General features: G+C 67.6%; 17 protein-coding genes. 9 read left to right on the top strand and 8 right to left on the bottom strand.

Annotated elements, in window-relative coordinates; translation table 11 throughout:
• The first annotated feature begins 313 nt into the window (after window positions 1–313).
• Window positions 314–1,939, top strand: coding sequence for a DEAD/DEAH box helicase (locus AC56LU_RS10360; protein WP_497175515.1), 1,626 nt, complete (start codon window positions 314–316; stop codon window positions 1,937–1,939).
• A gap of 312 nt (window positions 1,940–2,251) precedes the next feature.
• On the opposite strand, the gene AC56LU_RS10355 is transcribed toward AC56LU_RS10360, so the two are convergent.
• Both AC56LU_RS10355 and AC56LU_RS10350 read right to left on the bottom strand, forming a co-directional pair.
• Window positions 2,252–2,509, bottom strand: coding sequence for a hypothetical protein (locus AC56LU_RS10355; RefSeq protein ID WP_497175514.1), 258 nt, complete (start codon window positions 2,507–2,509; stop codon window positions 2,252–2,254).
• A gap of 131 nt (window positions 2,510–2,640) precedes the next feature.
• Window positions 2,641–2,895 carry a hypothetical protein gene (locus tag AC56LU_RS10350; RefSeq protein ID WP_497175513.1) on the bottom strand — a complete coding sequence of 85 codons (255 nt, stop codon included), beginning with the start codon at window positions 2,893–2,895 and terminating at the stop codon, window positions 2,641–2,643.
• Window positions 2,896–3,064: 169 nt separating this feature from the next.
• Here AC56LU_RS10350 and senB point away from each other — a divergent pair, with 169 nt between their 5' ends.
• Both senB and selD read left to right on the top strand, forming a co-directional pair.
• Entirely contained in the window at window positions 3,065–4,081 is a 1,017-nt protein-coding gene (gene senB, locus AC56LU_RS10345) for a selenoneine biosynthesis selenosugar synthase SenB (protein ID WP_497175512.1), read from the top strand.
• Window positions 4,065–5,120, top strand: coding sequence for a selenide, water dikinase SelD (gene selD, locus AC56LU_RS10340; protein WP_497175511.1), 1,056 nt, complete (start codon window positions 4,065–4,067; stop codon window positions 5,118–5,120). The genes senB and selD overlap by 17 nt, the downstream gene beginning before the upstream one ends.
• On the opposite strand, the gene AC56LU_RS10335 is transcribed toward selD, so the two are convergent.
• From AC56LU_RS10335 to egtD, 5 genes are all read right to left on the bottom strand, one after another.
• Complete coding sequence (locus AC56LU_RS10335; RefSeq protein ID WP_497175510.1) at window positions 5,107–6,315, bottom strand: glycosyltransferase; 1,209 nt, start codon at window positions 6,313–6,315, stop codon at window positions 5,107–5,109. The genes selD and AC56LU_RS10335 overlap by 14 nt on opposite strands.
• Before the next feature lie 54 nt (window positions 6,316–6,369).
• Window positions 6,370–6,540, bottom strand: a complete 171-nt coding sequence (locus tag AC56LU_RS10330) for a hypothetical protein (RefSeq protein ID WP_497175509.1) — start codon at window positions 6,538–6,540, stop codon at window positions 6,370–6,372.
• A gap of 90 nt (window positions 6,541–6,630) precedes the next feature.
• Window positions 6,631–7,581, bottom strand: coding sequence for a YihY/virulence factor BrkB family protein (locus tag AC56LU_RS10325; protein WP_497175508.1), 951 nt, complete (start codon window positions 7,579–7,581; stop codon window positions 6,631–6,633).
• Window positions 7,578–8,804, bottom strand: coding sequence for an ergothioneine biosynthesis protein EgtB (gene egtB / locus AC56LU_RS10320; protein WP_497175507.1), 1,227 nt, complete (start codon window positions 8,802–8,804; stop codon window positions 7,578–7,580). Before egtB ends, AC56LU_RS10325 begins: the two co-directional genes overlap by 4 nt.
• A complete protein-coding gene (egtD, locus tag AC56LU_RS10315) occupies window positions 8,804–9,787 on the bottom strand; it encodes an L-histidine N(alpha)-methyltransferase (RefSeq protein WP_497175506.1) in 984 nt (327 codons plus the stop codon). Before egtD ends, egtB begins: the two co-directional genes overlap by 1 nt.
• Window positions 9,788–9,985: 198 nt before the next feature.
• Here egtD and AC56LU_RS10310 point away from each other — a divergent pair, with 198 nt between their 5' ends.
• From AC56LU_RS10310 to AC56LU_RS10285, 6 genes are all read left to right on the top strand, one after another.
• A complete protein-coding gene (locus AC56LU_RS10310) occupies window positions 9,986–10,876 on the top strand; it encodes a putative selenate ABC transporter substrate-binding protein (protein WP_497175505.1) in 891 nt (296 codons plus the stop codon).
• A 21-nt stretch (window positions 10,877–10,897) separates the two neighbouring features.
• Window positions 10,898–11,716: a phosphonate ABC transporter ATP-binding protein gene (locus AC56LU_RS10305; RefSeq protein WP_497175504.1), complete on the top strand. Its 819-nt coding sequence runs from the start codon at window positions 10,898–10,900 to the stop codon at window positions 11,714–11,716.
• Window positions 11,716–12,540, top strand: a complete 825-nt coding sequence (locus AC56LU_RS10300) for a PhnE/PtxC family ABC transporter permease (RefSeq protein ID WP_497175503.1) — start codon at window positions 11,716–11,718, stop codon at window positions 12,538–12,540. The genes AC56LU_RS10305 and AC56LU_RS10300 overlap by 1 nt, the downstream gene beginning before the upstream one ends.
• Window positions 12,537–13,328 (top strand): phosphonate ABC transporter, permease protein PhnE, encoded by a 792-nt coding sequence (phnE, locus tag AC56LU_RS10295; RefSeq protein WP_497175502.1) that lies wholly within the window; start codon window positions 12,537–12,539, stop codon window positions 13,326–13,328. Before AC56LU_RS10300 ends, phnE begins: the two co-directional genes overlap by 4 nt.
• A gap of 13 nt (window positions 13,329–13,341) precedes the next feature.
• Window positions 13,342–13,986, top strand: a complete 645-nt coding sequence (locus AC56LU_RS10290; RefSeq protein ID WP_497175501.1) for an ABC transporter ATP-binding protein — start codon at window positions 13,342–13,344, stop codon at window positions 13,984–13,986.
• A 178-nt stretch (window positions 13,987–14,164) separates the two neighbouring features.
• The gene (locus AC56LU_RS10285) at window positions 14,165–14,452 is read left to right on the top strand and encodes a hypothetical protein (RefSeq protein ID WP_497175500.1); all 288 of its coding nucleotides are present in this window, start codon (window positions 14,165–14,167) and stop codon (window positions 14,450–14,452) included.
• Window positions 14,453–14,457: 5 nt separating this feature from the next.
• Here the strand turns inward: AC56LU_RS10285 and AC56LU_RS10280 are convergent, their stop codons facing one another.
• Entirely contained in the window at window positions 14,458–14,940 is a 483-nt protein-coding gene (locus tag AC56LU_RS10280) for a hypothetical protein (protein WP_497175499.1), read from the bottom strand.
• Window positions 14,941–14,999 lie beyond the last annotated feature (59 nt).

Below are 14,999 nucleotides of genomic sequence, written 5' to 3'. Positions count from 1 at the left end.
TGCAGACTTTTCCAATCTGATGTATAGTATCGTTTGTGCGCTGCAATAACAGGTCCGAACACACCGGACACGGCAGTCACATTTGTTAGTTCAGTAGTACAACAAGCAGCATCGCAAGCCCAGGCGATTATCGAATCGTCCTCCTGAAAAGCCCTCCCGCCCTGCGTGTCAGCATCCAGACACCGTCCCGGCGCAAAGCTTTTGTGCCGAAATTTCTTTCATTTCTGAGTCATTTCGTAGTGTTGGTTCGCGTTGCTATTCTGCGCTCGTCATTTCGACCGCGCGATGATTTATTTCGAAAGTAAAAGTCCACATGAGTTTTGAAGCACTAGGTTTACATGCGTCCCTCGTCAAGGCAGTCGCCGAAGCCGGCTACACCAAGCCGACCCCCGTGCAAGAGCAGGCAATCCCTGCCGCCATCGCCGGCCGTGACCTGCTGGTCTCGTCGCAAACCGGTTCGGGCAAGACCGCGGCATTCATGCTGCCGGCCCTGAACAGGCTTGCCAACGCCGAAATCGCCCCGCAAACCCGTACCCCTGCGCAGAGCGCGCAGTCGGCACGTGCCAAAGGCGAACGCGTCCGTTTCACCCCGGCCCAGCCGAAGATGCTGGTCCTGACCCCGACCCGCGAACTGGCACTGCAAGTGACCACCGCGACCGAACAATATACGACCGACATGCGCCGCATCCGCGCCGTGTCGATCCTGGGCGGCATGCCTTATCCGAAGCAGATGCAACTGCTGTCGAAGAACCCTGAAATCCTGGTGGCAACGCCAGGCCGCCTGATCGACCATATGGAATCGGGCAAGATCGACTTCTCGCAGCTGGAAATCCTGGTGCTGGACGAAGCCGACCGCATGCTGGACATGGGCTTCATCGACGACATCGAAAAGATCGTCGCCGCCACCCCGGCCAGCCGCCAGACCATGCTGTTCTCGGCAACCCTGGACGGCGTGGTGGGCAACATGGCCCGCCGCATCACCAAGGATCCGCAGACGATCCAGATCATGAGCGCGGCCAACCGTCACGAGAACATCTCGCAGAAGGTGCACTTCGTCGACGACCTGTCGCACAAGAACCGCCTGCTCGACCACCTGCTGCGTGACGAGTCGATGGACCAGGCCGTGGTGTTCACCGCGACCAAGCGCGACGCCGACATGATCGCCGACCGCCTGAACATCGCCGGCTTCGCGGCCGCCGCGCTGCACGGCGACATGCACCAGGGCGCGCGCAACCGCACCCTGGACAGCATGCGCCGCGGCCAGGTGCGCGTGCTGGTGGCGACCGACGTAGCCGCCCGCGGCATCGACGTGCCGACCATCACCCACGTGGTGAACTACGACCTGCCGAAGTTCCCCGAGGACTACGTGCACCGTATCGGCCGTACCGGCCGTGCCGGCCGCAACGGCCTGGCGATCTCGCTGGTGAACCATGCCGAAGGCATGAACGTGAAGCGTATCGAGCGCTTCACCAAGCAGCTGATCCCGGTCGATGTCGTGGAAGGCTTCGAGCCGAAGCGCTCGGCGCCTGCCCGTTCGGGTGCGCGTCCAGGCTGGAAACCGGGCGACGGCCGCAGCGCCGCCAAGCCGGGCCAGCGCAGCTTCGCCAAGCCGGGCTACGGTGACCGTGCCCCGCGTGAAGGCGGTTACGCCGACCGTGCTCCACGCGAAGGCGGTTACGCCCGTCCAGCGGAGAGCCGTTACGCCGACCGCGGTCCGCGTGAAGCCACTGCAACGCCGCGTACCGGCGGCTACGGCGACCGTCCGCAGCGCGAAGGCGGCTTCCGCCGCGACGCAGCCCCGGGCGCAGCAGCCCCTGCACCGCGCGAAGGCGGCTACCGTGGCAACCGCCCGGAAGGCGCCCGCCGTGAAGGCAGCTTCAGCAAGTCGGCGCATCCGCGCTCGGCTGACGGCGTGCGTCGTACCTTTGGCGAGTACTGATCGCTGAATGCTTCATGAAAAATGGCTGCCTTCGGGCAGCCATTTTTTTCGTCCCTGTCGCGCGGGCCAATCCAGGTCTTCGCTCACATCAATGCGTTTTTGGCCGCGCGATCATCGATCCGTGGCCGTGCGCCTTTCGGTGTTCGGTAAGGGGCTGGGGGATGCGCTGCCATAAGCGGACTCAGGTCTTCAGACGGAAGTGCTCGCCTGATGGCGCCTGTCCGTCTACGAACTCAGGCGCTATTTCAATGCACGAACTGAGCCTGCGTAGTCCGCTATCGAATCCGAAGCAGACGTTCCCAAACCGCGCAGTCAGTCCTCGAAGACCACGCTCTCAACCCAGATGCGCTCTCCCGGGTGATGCTCTTCGATTGTCCATAAGGCACGTTGGATTGTCGCCTTTTCGACGTTCGCGAGCGAGTAAGTGAATCGGGTGACATTGCTACGCTCCAGCTTCGCAAACTCAGCTTCGGACAACGCATTGGCGCCGCACCATACAGGCACCTCTGCTGCTTCGGGAGTATCCAGGATTTCTTGCAGACCTTGCGGAGTCAGAGCTAAGTACACCATGTCAACCTCGTTATAACGTCATGATCTGAGCGGGTTGCGACGTCTGCTCCTCGCCGATAGCGGAAGGTCGATATAGCTCAGTCTACGAGGATGTTACTGTCAGAGCAAGTAAGAGCGATTGTCAGGCGCTCTTAGTCGCCATTGCCTGACGGTCCGCCGTCGCCACAGGTAGCGGTACCCTTATCCGCGCACCAGCCGAAACCATCCTGGCCCGAAGCAGCGGTCGAGCCGGGCTCGCGCCGCCTCTTCCAGGCCAGCCGGGCGCCGGCCGCCATCAGCAGCCCAGCAAACAAGACCCACCAATATACATGCTTGCTCCAGGCGAGCGTCCACACGCCCAGCCCGGCCAGGAAGAACAGCAGTGGCAGCACTTCTCTCGATCTCACGAAGCTCCTCCGTAGGGCGTGGCGCCGGCCTGGCACTTGCGAGCGCCCTGAGCGAAGTGTACCTACCGATGCCCGCCATCGCCAAACCACGCCGCATGAAATGCGGCGCCGGCGTGCGGCGCCAGGGTGTGGCATATAATCGCGTTCCCATTCCCTGGAGAGCCCGGCAGTGCGCAAGCGCATCCTCATCGTCAGCCCCGCGACCGCGCGCGAGAATAACGGCAACTGGCAGACCGCCAGCCGCTGGGCACGTTTCCTCCGGGGCGGGCACGCAGTCGGCATCGCGGGCAGCTGGTCCGCCGACCAAGCAGCGCCGGACCTGATGATCGCCCTGCATGCGCGCCGCTCGGCAGCCGCGCTGGACGCCTTCCGCGCGGCGTATCCGGCGCGTCCCGCCGTGCTGGTGCTGACGGGGACCGATCTTTACCGCGACATCGCCACCGATCCGGATGCGCGCGCCTCGCTCGCCCACGCCACGACCCTGATACTGCTGCAGCCGGCCGGCCTGGCCATGCTGCCGGATGCGCTGCGCGGCAAGGCGCGCGTCATTTATCAATCGGCGCCGGCCCTGCGCCCCTGGCAGCCTGCGGGCGCGCCGCGCCACCATGACATCTGCATGATCGGTCACCTGCGCGAAGAAAAAGACCCCTTGACCTTCATCCGCGCCGCTGGTCTGGTCACGCAGGCCAGCGCGCGCCTGCTGCACATCGGCGGCGCGCTCGACCCGGCGATCGGCGCGGCGGCGCAGCGTGCGCAGGCAAGCAACCCGCGCTATCGCTGGCTGGGCGCCCTGCCCCATGCGGCCGCACGCCAGCGCCTGAAGCGCTGCCGGGCGATGGTCATCGCATCGATCATGGAGGGCGGCGCGAACGTGATCATCGAAGCCGTGACCTGCGGCGTGCCGGTGCTGGCCTCCGATATCGACGGCAACCGCGGCATGCTGGGCGAGGACTATGCCGGCTACTTCGCGCCGGGCGATGCGGCCGCGCTGGCGGCGCTGATCGACCGGATCATCGGCGACGCCGCCTTCGACACCCTGCTGCGCCAGCAGTGCGCGGCCCGCGCCGCCCTGTTCGCGCCGGCCGCCGAGCGAGCGGCCCTGCGCGACTTGGTGGATAATCTGCTTCTTCACGCGCCCGGCGCGACTCAACCCACACTGGAAGACATCGATGAGCACCACGCCTGAACAACCGATCAAACTCACCTCCTTCTCGCACGGCGGCGGCTGCGGCTGCAAGATCGCGCCCGGCGTGCTGTCCGAAATCCTGGCCAAGTCGACCGGTTTCCCGGTGCCGAAAGAACTGATGGTCGGCATCGAGACCGCCGACGACGCCGCGGTCTACAAGCTCAACGACGAGCAGGCCCTGATCGCCACGACCGACTTCTTCATGCCGATCGTCGACGACCCGTTCGACTTCGGCCGCATCGCCGCCACCAATGCCATCTCGGACGTGTACGCGATGGGCGGTACGCCGATCATGGCGCTGGCCCTGGTGGGCATGCCGGTGAATAAGCTGCCGCTCGAGACCATCGGCCAGATCATCCGCGGCGGCGAGTCGATCTGCGCAGAAGCCGGCATCCCGATCGCGGGCGGCCACACCATCGACTCGGTCGAACCGATCTACGGCCTGGTGGTGATGGGCCTCGTGCATCCATCGAAGATCAAGCGAAATGCCGATGCCCGCGCCGGCGACGTGCTCATCCTCGGCAAGCCGCTCGGCGTCGGGGTGCTGTCGGCTGCGCTGAAGAAGGACATGCTCGGCGAAGACGGCTACGCGGCCATGATCGCCAACACCACCAAGCTGAACAAGCCCGGGCGCCTGCTGGCCGACATGCCGGGCGTGCACGCCCTGACCGACGTCACCGGCTTCGGCCTGCTGGGCCACCTGCTGGAACTGGCGCGCGGCGCGAAGCTGGCGGCCACGCTCGACATGGACGCGGTGCCGCTGCTGCCCGGCGTGCTGCAACTGGCCCAGGACGGCTTCTTCACCGGCGCATCCAGCCGCAACTGGGAGGCCTACGGCCAGGACGTCGAATTGGGCGCCGCCATCACGCCGGCCCAGCGCGCGCTGCTGACCGACCCGCAAACCTCGGGCGGCCTGCTGGTCTCCTGCGACCCGGCCAGCGCCGGCGAGGTGCTGGCGTTGTTCGCGCGCGAAGGTTTCGGCGACGCCGCGGTGATCGGCCGCATGGCGGAAGGCGCACCGCGCATCAAGGTCGGCTGAGCATCGCCTCCATCCGGTCCGCCAGGTCCTCGGCCTGGCCTTGCGGATCGAAATCCGCATGGCGCCGCCCGAAGGCGGCGGCCGCGTCGCGGAAGGCCGGCCCTTCCAGCAGCGCTGCCAGCATTTCCTCCCAGTCGCGCGGACGCGCCTGCGCCATCGCATTGATTCCCGCCCCAAGGCGCGCCACCCGGCGCGCCATCAGGAAGCTTTCCGCCGAATGCGGCAGCATCAACAGCGGCCGTCCGGCCAGCAGGGCCTGCGCGCTGACGGCTTCGCCGGCATGGCTGACCACCAGCGCGCAGCCGGCCAGCGCATCCGGCAAGGACACCGGACCCGGCGCATACGCCAGCTGCGGACTCTCGACGGGCGCCGGCGCCCCGGCCGCGACATCGGGCATGTAACACAGCACGCGGCAGCCCTGCCGCACCAGCGCTGCCAGCACCTCGCTTGATTCCGGCACGCCGCGGCGCAGATAGGCGAACACGCGCCTGCCCTCGCCGCCCGGCCAGCGTGGTGCGTGTCCGGCGGGCGGCGGCAGGTTCGGCCCCAGCCACGGGCCGCTGCCAGTGCGACCGTAATGATCGAGCTCCGGCCAGGTGCACAGAAGCGGATGGTCGCCGTGCAGCAGCGCGGCGCCATGCGTCAGCGGCGTGGCGCCATGCACGTCCAGCACCCGGTTTGCGCTGTCGAGCAGGCGCGCCTCGGCCGCGCGCAGGCGTGCCGGCTGCGGCGCTTCCCAGGTCCGCAGCGGCGGCAGCGGCGCGCCCGCAGGCGGCACCGTGAAGCCGGGACCGACCGCCGCGCTGGGCAAGCCCAGGCTGCGCGCGGCCAGGATGGCGGTGGGCGCATAGTCCGCCACCACCAGGTCGGGACGCCCCTGCCTGAACAGCCCGCGCCAGCCGTCGCACAGGCCGGCCAACGCGTCGGCATCGAGGTAGCCGCAAGCGAGCAGGATCTCGGCCAGGCTGGCCTGGTCGGGCGGCAGGCCGGTGGTGCGGTGCAGCCAGACCGGCGCCTGCAGGGTCGCCATGCCGGCAAGCTGGGGGTCAACCAGCAGACGGCGCGTCAGCACCAGGTCGCGCAGGACGAAACTGACCTGGTGGCCGCGCGCGCGCAGCGGCAGTGCGATCGACTTGAGGCGGCCGGCGTGTCCGAGCCCGCCGCCGAGTTCCCAGCAAAGAAAGAAGTGCGCCATGCCCGGCAGTGTAGCCGATGGTCAGGTCCGCCGGCCATGCGCCGGGAAGGAAGCTCAGCCTGGGCGCGACTGCGCAGCGTGGTCCCAGTCGGCTGCCGGCAGGTGGACCGGCGCCGGCTTGCGCAGCGACAGGGCCAGCGCGCTCAAGCCCAGCAAGCCGAGCACGAGTACGGCCAGTGCAAGCGCGACCGGCAGAGGCAAAGCGAAGGCGACGGTTTGGCTCATGGCATCTCCCAGGGAAAGCTTCTCAAGCGCAAGCCCATACTGTGCCACTGACGTCGCTACCAAAAATTGACCAAGCGCAAGTACCGATCTTTACCCGACGGAAGATTCAGGCGGCGGTTCCGTCTGCATCGGCTCGGGCGGCCGGTCGGTCAGGCCATGCCCGACGCGCTCGTACTCGGCGATCACCTGGGCGCCGAGCAGCAACAGCGTGGCGGCGATCTCGAGGCTGAACATGACCACGATGGCGGTCGTCATCGAGCCGTACACGACGTTCACCTGCGACAAGGTGGAAAAGTACCAGACCAGCACGTGGCGCGCGAGCTCCCACAGCAGCGCCGCGGTGACGCCGCCCACCAGCGCATGCCACACAGACAGGCGTCCGACCGGCATCACCAGGTAGATCGAGGTCAGCACCAGGATTTCGCCGAATAATCCGAGCAGGTAGAGCAGCACGCCCGAGACACCGTTCAGCGACCACTCGTAGCCGAACAGCCAGACGCTCTCCTTGCCCATCACCTCCAGCGTACCGGCCACCAGGGTCACGATCATGACGCCAAGGCCCAGGGCCAGGATGTAGCAGTACGGGAGCACCGCCGAGACCATGAAATGGCGGCGCCGCACCGCCACCCGGTGGATGAAGATCACGCTCATCGCGTTTTCCAGCACCGTAAAGGCGAGCGAGCTGAAAAACAGCATGGTCCCGCCCAGCAGCCAGGTGATCAGCTCGCGGTTCGCCAGGAAGTGCGCCACCTCGTTCACGATCGGCCCGGTCTGTCCGGGCACCAGCAGGCCCAGATAGCGGCGCAGGGTCTCGAGCAGCTCGGCCTGGTCGATGAAGTGCGACAGCGCCACCACCACCAGCATCAGGAAGGGAACGATCGACAGCAGCGCATAATAGGCGACGGCGCCCGCCAGCAACAGGCCCTGGTTGGCGCGAAAGCCCCGGATGACCTGCAGGCTGAAAGCGAGCGGATGCGCCAGGATCCAGGCATTCGCGCGCTGGTCCAGCAGGCGCTCGCGCCAGGTCCTGAGACGGCTCATCGTGCCAGCCTGATCCCGGTGAACTGCCAGCGCGCCCCGGCCGGGAAGAAGTTACGGTAGCTGGCGCGCGCATGGCCCTCCGGCGTGGCGCAGGAGGAGCCGCGCAGCACGTACTGGTTGACCATGAACTTGCCGTTGTACTCGCCGATGGCGCCCGCGGCCGGCGCATAGCCGGGGTAAGGCGCGTAGCTGCTGCTGGTCCACTGCCAGCAAGCCCCGAACATCTGCAGCAGGCCGTCGCCGTTGGCGGCCTCGGGATGCAGGGCGCCGCCGGCCAGGCTGGCCTGGCGCGCGGCGAATTCCCACTCGGCCTCGGTCGGCAGACGAGCCCCGCTCCAGCGCGCAAAGGCGTCGGCCTCGTACAGCGAGACGTGGGTCACCGGCCGTGCCGGGTCGAGCGGCTGCACGCCGTGCAGGCTGAATTCGCTCCAGGCGCCGTCCTCCCCCGCAATCCAGTACAGCGGCTGCGTGATCTCGCCGGCGCAGACGCGGTCCCAGCCTTCGGCCAGCCACAGCGCCGGGTCGCGGTAGCCGCCGGCCTCGATGAATGCGAGGTACTCGCCGTTGGTGACCAGGCGCGAGGCCAGCGTGAACGGCGCGACATAGGTGCAGTGGCGCGGCAGTTCGTTGTCGAAGCAGAAGCCGTTGCCTCCGTGGCCGATTTCCGCCAGGCCGCCATCGAATTCGATCCATGCGGTCGGTTCCGGCGCCACCCCTGCCTCCAGCTCCTGCGGCGAATAGGCCGGATAGAGCGGGTTCTGGGCCAGCAGGTGCTTGACGTCGGTGAGCATCAGCTCCTGGTGCTGCTGCTCGTGCTGCAGCCCGAGCTCCACCAGGGTCGCCAGCGCGGGATCGGGCCGCGCCGCCAGCAGCCTGGCGACGCGGCGGTCGACATCCATGCGGTAGGCGCGCACCTCGTCCAGCCCGGGCCGGGTGAGCAGGCCACGCTGGGGCCGCGGATGCTTCGCGCCGATGCCGTTGTAGTAGGAGTTGAACAGGACCCGGAAGGCCGGATGGAACGGCGCAAAGTGATCTTCATGGGTCTCGAGGATGAAGGTCTCGAAGAACCAGGTGGTGTGCGCCAGGTGCCACTTGACCGGGCTGGCGTCGGGCATCGACTGCGCGCAGCAGTCCTCGGCGGACAGCGGCGCGGCGATGTCGAGGGAACGCCCGCGCACCCGCGTGTAGGCGTGCAGGATGTCTTCGCGCTGCTGGAAGCCCATCAGCCGATCGCCTGTGCGTGGATCACCGCGAACCAGCGTTGCGGGTCGGTCCACACGTGGGTGGCCTCGAACCCGGAACGCTCCAGCAGCGCGATCGCATCGGCCTGCTGGTATTTATAGCTGTTCTCGGTGTGGATGCGCTCGCCTGGTTCGAATACGCGCGTGCAATGCTGGCCACGGTCTTGCCCACTCCCTTGCCAGTGCACTTCCTGCCGGCGCACCGCCTCCAGGTGCATCTCGACCCGCCCGGCCGGCGCATTGTAGAAGCCATGGTGACGCCAGGCGCGGATGTCGAAGTCGGCGCCGACCAGGTGGTTCACGTGGCGCAGCACGTTCAGGTTGAAGGCGGCCGTGACGCCGAGCGCGTCGTCGTAGGCGGCGTCGAGCACGGGCTTGTCCTTGGCCAGGTCGACGCCGATCAGCACGCCGCCGTCGGCGCCGCACTGGGCGCGCAGGCGGCGCAGGAGGGCCTGTGCCTCGTCCGGGGTGAAGTTGCCGATCGACGAGCCGGGATAGAAGAACAGCCTGCGTGCCGCACGTACCTGGGCCGGCAACTCGAAGCGGCTGGAAAAATCCATGCCCAGGGCTTCCATCTCGATGTGCGGGAAGCACTGGCGCAGGCGCTCCAGCGCCTCGCACAGGAATTCGGTCGAGATGTCGACCGCGGCGTACTGGGCCGGCTGCAGCAGCGGGAACAGCGCCGCCGCCTTGGCGCAATTGCCGGCGCCCAGGTCGACGAGGGTCGCCCCGAGGCCGGCAACGCGCGCGATCTCGGCGCCGTGGCGCGCGAAGATGGCGGCCTCGGTACGGGTCGGGTAATACTCGGGCAGCTCGCAGATGGCCTCGAACAGCTTCGAGCCCAGTGCATCGTAGAGGAACTTCGGCGAGATCCAGGCCTCCGGCGCCTGGAGGCCGGCATGCAGCTCGTCGGCGACGTGCGCGTTGGCGGTGCGCGGCCGGTCTTGCGTGCAGGAGGTGTGCATAAGCGTTATCATTCGTGCCGCCACATCGCACCATGCGCCATGGCATAGGATTGCTCGACAGCGGTGCCGAAAGCCACGCTTCCAGCAAGTTGCTGTTTTTGCCATAATAGCGGATTCCGGATTTTCGCCGCACCCCGCAGCGGTGCTGCCGTGACGCACCCGGTTCACCACTTTCCAACACTCAATAAGAATGCCATTATGACTCCGTTCTCAGCTTCGCGTGTTCTGAAAACCATGTTCGCCGCAGCCACCACGGCCGGCCTGATGTTCGCCGCCGCCGGCGGCGCCTATGCCCAGAACACCCCGGGTGTGCTGCGCGTGTCCGCCATTCCGGACGAAGCCCCGACCGAACTGCAGCGCAAGTTCAAGCCGCTGGGCGATTACCTGGCCAAGGCGACCGGCCTGAAGGTGGAGTTCACCCCGGTGACCGATTACGCCGCCTCGGTCGAAGGCCTGATCAACCGCAAGATCGACATGGTCTGGTTCGGCGGCTTCACCTTCGTGCAGGCCAATGTGCGCAGCAAGGGCCAGGTCGTGCCGCTGGTGCAGCGCGCCGAGGACGAGAAGTTCCGCTCGGTCTTCATCACCACCAACCCGGCGATTAACAAGCTGGAAGACCTGAAGGGCAAGACCCTGTCCTTCGGCTCGGAATCGTCGACCTCGGGCCACCTGATGCCGCGTTCCTTCCTGCTGGGCGCGAAGGTCAATCCGGACACCGACCTGAAGCGCGTCGCCTTCTCGGGCGCGCATGACGCCACCGTGGCGGCGGTCGCGGGCGGCAAGGTCGACGCCGGCGCCCTCAACATCTCGGTATGGGACAAGCTGGTCGAGACCAAGAAGGTCGATCCGAAGGTCGTGCGCGTGTTCTACACCACCCCGGGCTACTACGACTACAACTGGACCGTGCGCAGCGACATGAACCCGGCCCTGCAGAAGAAGATCACGGACGCCTTCCTGGCGCTGGACGACTCGACCCCGGAAGGCAAGCAGATCCTGGAGCTGCAGCGCGCCACCAAATTCATCCCGTCCAAGGTATCGAACTACGGCGCGATCGAAGCGGCGGCGCGCAACGCCGGCCTGCTGAAGTAAACGCGCAGCAGCGTCCTGCCCATGACCTACCGGCTCGAGAAACTCAGCGTGCGGCACCTTGCGGCGGCCCTTGATGCGGCTCCCGCCCTCTCTGCCCTCGACCTGGTCATCGCACCCGGCGAGCAGCTGGCACTGATCGGCCCTTCCGGGGCCGGCAAGACCACTCTGCTCGCCACCCTCGCCTGCGCCCACCGTCCGGCGCACGGGGATTTTTCCGTCTTCGGGCAAGACCCGTGGGTCCTGTCGCAGGCCGCACGGCATCGCCTGCGCGCGCGCCTGTTCCTGGCGCCGCAGACGCCGCCGCTGCCGCCGCGCCAGCGCGTCGTCACCGCGGTGCTGGCCGCGCGCCTGCCGCACATGAGTTTGTGGCAGGCCTTTGCCTCGCTGGTGCGTCCTGGCGACCCGGACGCCGCGCACGCGGCCCTGGCGCGCTTCGGCCTGGGCGACAAGCTGTATGCGCGCGTCGACCGCCTGTCCGGCGGTGAACGGCAGCGCTGCGGCCTGGCGCGCCTGATGCTGTCGAGCGCCGAGGCCTTGCTGGTCGACGAACCGATTTCCGCGCTCGACCCGGCACTGGCCCGGCACACCCTGGCGGCGCTGCAGGGGGAAGCTGCCGCGCGCAAGGCCACCCTGGTGTGCAGCCTGCACCAGGTCGAGATGGCGCGCGCCCATTTTCCGCGGCTGGTCGGCCTGCGTGCCGGGCGCATCGTGTTCGATGCGCCGACCGGCGCCGTGAGCGACGCCATGATCGCTGCCTTGTACGAGAACGAGACCGTACAACCGCATCCGCAGCACCCGCACGAACCGCCCGAGCGCATCGCCGTGGGCGCCTGCTTCTGATGGCGGCCGCGCAGCATCCCGACCCGGCCTGGCGCGGCCGCGTTACCGCCACGGTCGTCTGCCTCCTGCTCTTGTGGCCGATGCTCGTGGCCAGCGAATTCAAGCCCTGGATCCTGTTCGACCCCCAAAGCCTGGCGGCCGCGTGGATGTTCCTGTCCGACTTCCTGCACCCGGCCGCCAGCGCCGAGTTCCTCGCCATGGTGCTGCGCGAGACCTGGCAGACCGTGGCCATCGCCACCGCCGGCCTGAGCCTGGCGCTGCTGGGCGCGATCCCGGCCACCATCCTGATCACCGAGCGCCTGTCGATCTCGCGCCTCGGCACCAGGCGCATGCGGCCGCTGGCGGGGCTGGTGCGCCAGCTGCTGCGCTGGGTACTGGTGCTGCTGCGCAGCGTGCCGGAGCTGGTGTGGGCGCTGCTGTTCGTGCGCATCGTCGGCCTCGGGCCGACCGCGGGCGTGCTGGCCATCGCCCTGACCTACTGCGGCATGCTGGCCAAGGTCTATGCCGAAATCCTCGAATCGTCCGATGCCCACGCCACGGACGTGCTGCTGGCCAATGGCAGCGGGCGCCTCCAGGCGCTGCTGTACGGCGCCCTGCCGGAGTCCGCCGCCGAACTGGTGTCCTACACGGTCTACCGCTGGGAATGCGCGATCCGCGGCTCGGCGGTGATGGGTTTCGTGGGCGCCGGCGGCCTGGGCCAGCGCATGGAGGAGTCGACCAAGATGATGGCGGGCGGTGAAGTGTCGACCATGCTGATCATGTTCGTACTGCTGGTGGCGCTGGCCGACCTGGTGTCGAAGCTGCTGCGCCGGAGGCTGGGATGAACGACCGCCTTCCACCGCCGCCACCGCCTGCCTTCGGCACCCTGGTGCTGCTGGCTGCGCTGGTCGCCCTGGTGCTGGCCAGCTTCGCTTCGCTGCCGCTGCAGTGGGCGGCCTTCTTCACACCGGAGGCCCTGGCGTCGAGCGCGGAATTCCTGGCCGGCTTTGCACCGCCCGAGACCAGCCGGCCGTTCCTGCTCAAGACCCTGGGCGCGCTGTGGGAGACGCTCGCCATGTCGCTGGTCGGCACCCTGCTCGCCGTCATCGGCGGCCTGGTGCTGGCCCTGCCCGCGGCAGGCCGCGCCGGACGGGCTGCCCGGGGGCTGACCCGGGTGCTGCTGAACGTCCTGCGCTCGATCCCGGAACTGGTGTGGGCCGCGCTGCTGCTGGTCGCCGCCGGCCTCGGCCCCTTCGCCGGCACCCTGGCGCTGGCCGCGCACACCAGCGGCGTGCTGGGCCGCCTGTTTGCCGACGCCCTCGAGAACGTCGAGCCGCTCCCGGAAGCCAGCCTGCGCACCAATGGCGCCGCGCCGCTTGGCGCCTTCCTGTACGCGACCCTGCCGCAGGCCCTGCCGCAGATGCTGTCGTACACCCTGTACCGCTGGGAGAACAACATCCGGGCCGCCGCCGTGCTGGGCGTGGTGGGCGCCGGCGGCCTGGGCCAGATGCTGAAATACCACCTGTCGCTGTTCCAGATGCAGAGCGCGGCCACTGTGGTGATCGCCATGCTGCTGCTGGTGGCGGCAGTGGATGCGGCCAGCTTCGCGCTGCGCCGCGCCCTCACACGTTAAGCAGAGGCTCCGCATGCTCGTACTCGACAAACTGAGCAAGTCCTACGGTGGCCGCACCGTGCTGGCGGAGTTGTCGCACAGCTTCCGCGCCGGCGAGTTCGTGGCCATCATGGGCGAGTCGGGGGTCGGCAAGTCGACCCTGCTGAACATCATTGCCGGACTGGACGCGCCCGACGCGGGCCAGGTGATCGTGGACGGCACGCCGATGTCGGCGCTCGACGACGCCGCGGCGACCCGCCTGCGCCGTACCCGCATGGGCTTCATCTTCCAGGCCTTCCACGTGCTGCCGCACCTCACCCTGCGCCAGAACGTGGCCCTGCCGCTGCTGCTGAACCGCGCGCCCGCCGACCGTGCCGACGAGATGCTGGACGCAGTCGGGCTGGCCGGGCGCGGCGCCAACTTCCCGCGCCAGCTTTCCGGGGGCGAGCTGCAGCGGGTGGCGATCGCCCGCGCGCTGGTGCACCGCCCCGCCCTGCTGCTGGCCGACGAACCGACCGGCAACCTCGATCCCGAGACCGCCGCGGGCATCCTTGCCTTGCTGCGCCGCGAGACCCGGGCCAGCGGCGCCGGCGCCATCATGGTTACCCATTCGCACGCCGCGGCCGCCATGGCCGATCAGGTCCTGCTCCTGACCCGTTCCGGATTGAAATTAGCGTAAATTCCTGCGAGAAAGACCCATGTTACCGTCTGTTACGCTCAATTCGTGAATCGTGCATGGCGCAATCGTAGTAATATCACAACGACCCGCCACCAAACCCATATCCAGAACAGGCAGGGCGTATTTCCAGAACAGTCGATCTGTCCCGAATTATTGTTTTCATATTCGGAGAAGCAACATGAGCGTACGACAGAAAAAACAGGAAATGCTCGCCGCGATGCAACGGGCCCGCGCCCTGGAGCCGTCGAGCTTCGTGCCCAACAAGCTGCTCGATACCCTGATCGAGCGCATGCAGCTGAAGAACGACGCCGAACTATGCAGGGTGCTCGAGGTGCAGCCGCCGATCATCAGCAAGATCCGCCACCGCAAGCTCAATGTCGGCGCCACGATCTTGCTGCGCATGCACGAGAAGTCGAACATCCCGATCCGCGAACTAAAGGAGCTCACCAGCGCTTCAATCCATTAGCGCCGCTAAGGCGCCGGAGGCCGTCCCGTCTTGAGCTGCGGGAGCGCCGCCAGCACCGCCTTGAGGGTCGCGATGTCGACCTGGCCCAGCAGGGCCACGCCGATGCGCAGCAGTTCGCTCTTCTTGACGTCGATGCCGGCGCGCAGGCAGGCCTGCTTGACCTCGGCAAGCACGGCGTATTCCTGTTCCGGCATGGTGAAGCTGTCGCGCACCAGGACCGGGCGCGCGTCGGCGGCGTCGCGCGGCGCGACTGCCGCTGTCGCGGCTCGCGCCTTGCGCGGGGCGCGTTTTACGGCGGGAGCAGCCAGCGACTTGGCTGCGGCCTTGGCGGCCGCCTTGACGGTAGGCCTGGCTGTTTTGACCGGCGCCGCCCTGGCGGCGCGCTTGACTACCGGCTTGACGGCTGGTTTTGCCGCCTTGACGGGCGCCGCTTTCGCACGCGCGGCACCTTTCCCTGCTGCCGTAACGACGGCCGACTTCCTGGGCATTACCAACTCCATTGCTTCATTAAGCTAAACAATATAGTCGATTTGGCCCTTGACTGCCA

This window comes from Telluria sp. PB2R4 (assembly GCF_059685695.1).
Note: the sequence above shows the minus strand (reverse complement) of the source record. Positions and strands in the feature narration are given on the sequence as shown.

Bases quoted from the DNA above. Each gene is read 5' to 3' on its own strand.
- AC56LU_RS10280 (WP_497175499.1), bottom strand. From the start codon at position 14,940: ATGCCCAGGAAGTCGGCCGTCGTTACGGCAGCAGGGAAAGGTGCCGCG.
- selD (WP_497175511.1), top strand. From the start codon at position 4,065: ATGAGCACCACGCCTGAACAACCGATCAAACTCACCTCCTTCTCGCAC.
- phnE (WP_497175502.1), top strand. From the start codon at position 12,537: ATGAACGACCGCCTTCCACCGCCGCCACCGCCTGCCTTCGGCACCCTG.
- AC56LU_RS10290 (WP_497175501.1), top strand. From the start codon at position 13,342: ATGCTCGTACTCGACAAACTGAGCAAGTCCTACGGTGGCCGCACCGTG.
- AC56LU_RS10310 (WP_497175505.1), top strand. From the start codon at position 9,986: ATGACTCCGTTCTCAGCTTCGCGTGTTCTGAAAACCATGTTCGCCGCA.
- AC56LU_RS10335 (WP_497175510.1), bottom strand. From the start codon at position 6,315: ATGGCGCACTTCTTTCTTTGCTGGGAACTCGGCGGCGGGCTCGGACAC.
- AC56LU_RS10330 (WP_497175509.1), bottom strand. From the start codon at position 6,540: ATGAGCCAAACCGTCGCCTTCGCTTTGCCTCTGCCGGTCGCGCTTGCA.
- AC56LU_RS10355 (WP_497175514.1), bottom strand. From the start codon at position 2,509: ATGGTGTACTTAGCTCTGACTCCGCAAGGTCTGCAAGAAATCCTGGAT.
- AC56LU_RS10300 (WP_497175503.1), top strand. From the start codon at position 11,716: ATGGCGGCCGCGCAGCATCCCGACCCGGCCTGGCGCGGCCGCGTTACC.
- egtB (WP_497175507.1), bottom strand. From the start codon at position 8,804: ATGGGCTTCCAGCAGCGCGAAGACATCCTGCACGCCTACACGCGGGTG.
- AC56LU_RS10325 (WP_497175508.1), bottom strand. From the start codon at position 7,581: ATGAGCCGTCTCAGGACCTGGCGCGAGCGCCTGCTGGACCAGCGCGCG.
- AC56LU_RS10305 (WP_497175504.1), top strand. From the start codon at position 10,898: ATGACCTACCGGCTCGAGAAACTCAGCGTGCGGCACCTTGCGGCGGCC.
- AC56LU_RS10360 (WP_497175515.1), top strand. From the start codon at position 314: ATGAGTTTTGAAGCACTAGGTTTACATGCGTCCCTCGTCAAGGCAGTC.
- AC56LU_RS10285 (WP_497175500.1), top strand. From the start codon at position 14,165: ATGAGCGTACGACAGAAAAAACAGGAAATGCTCGCCGCGATGCAACGG.
- egtD (WP_497175506.1), bottom strand. From the start codon at position 9,787: ATGCACACCTCCTGCACGCAAGACCGGCCGCGCACCGCCAACGCGCAC.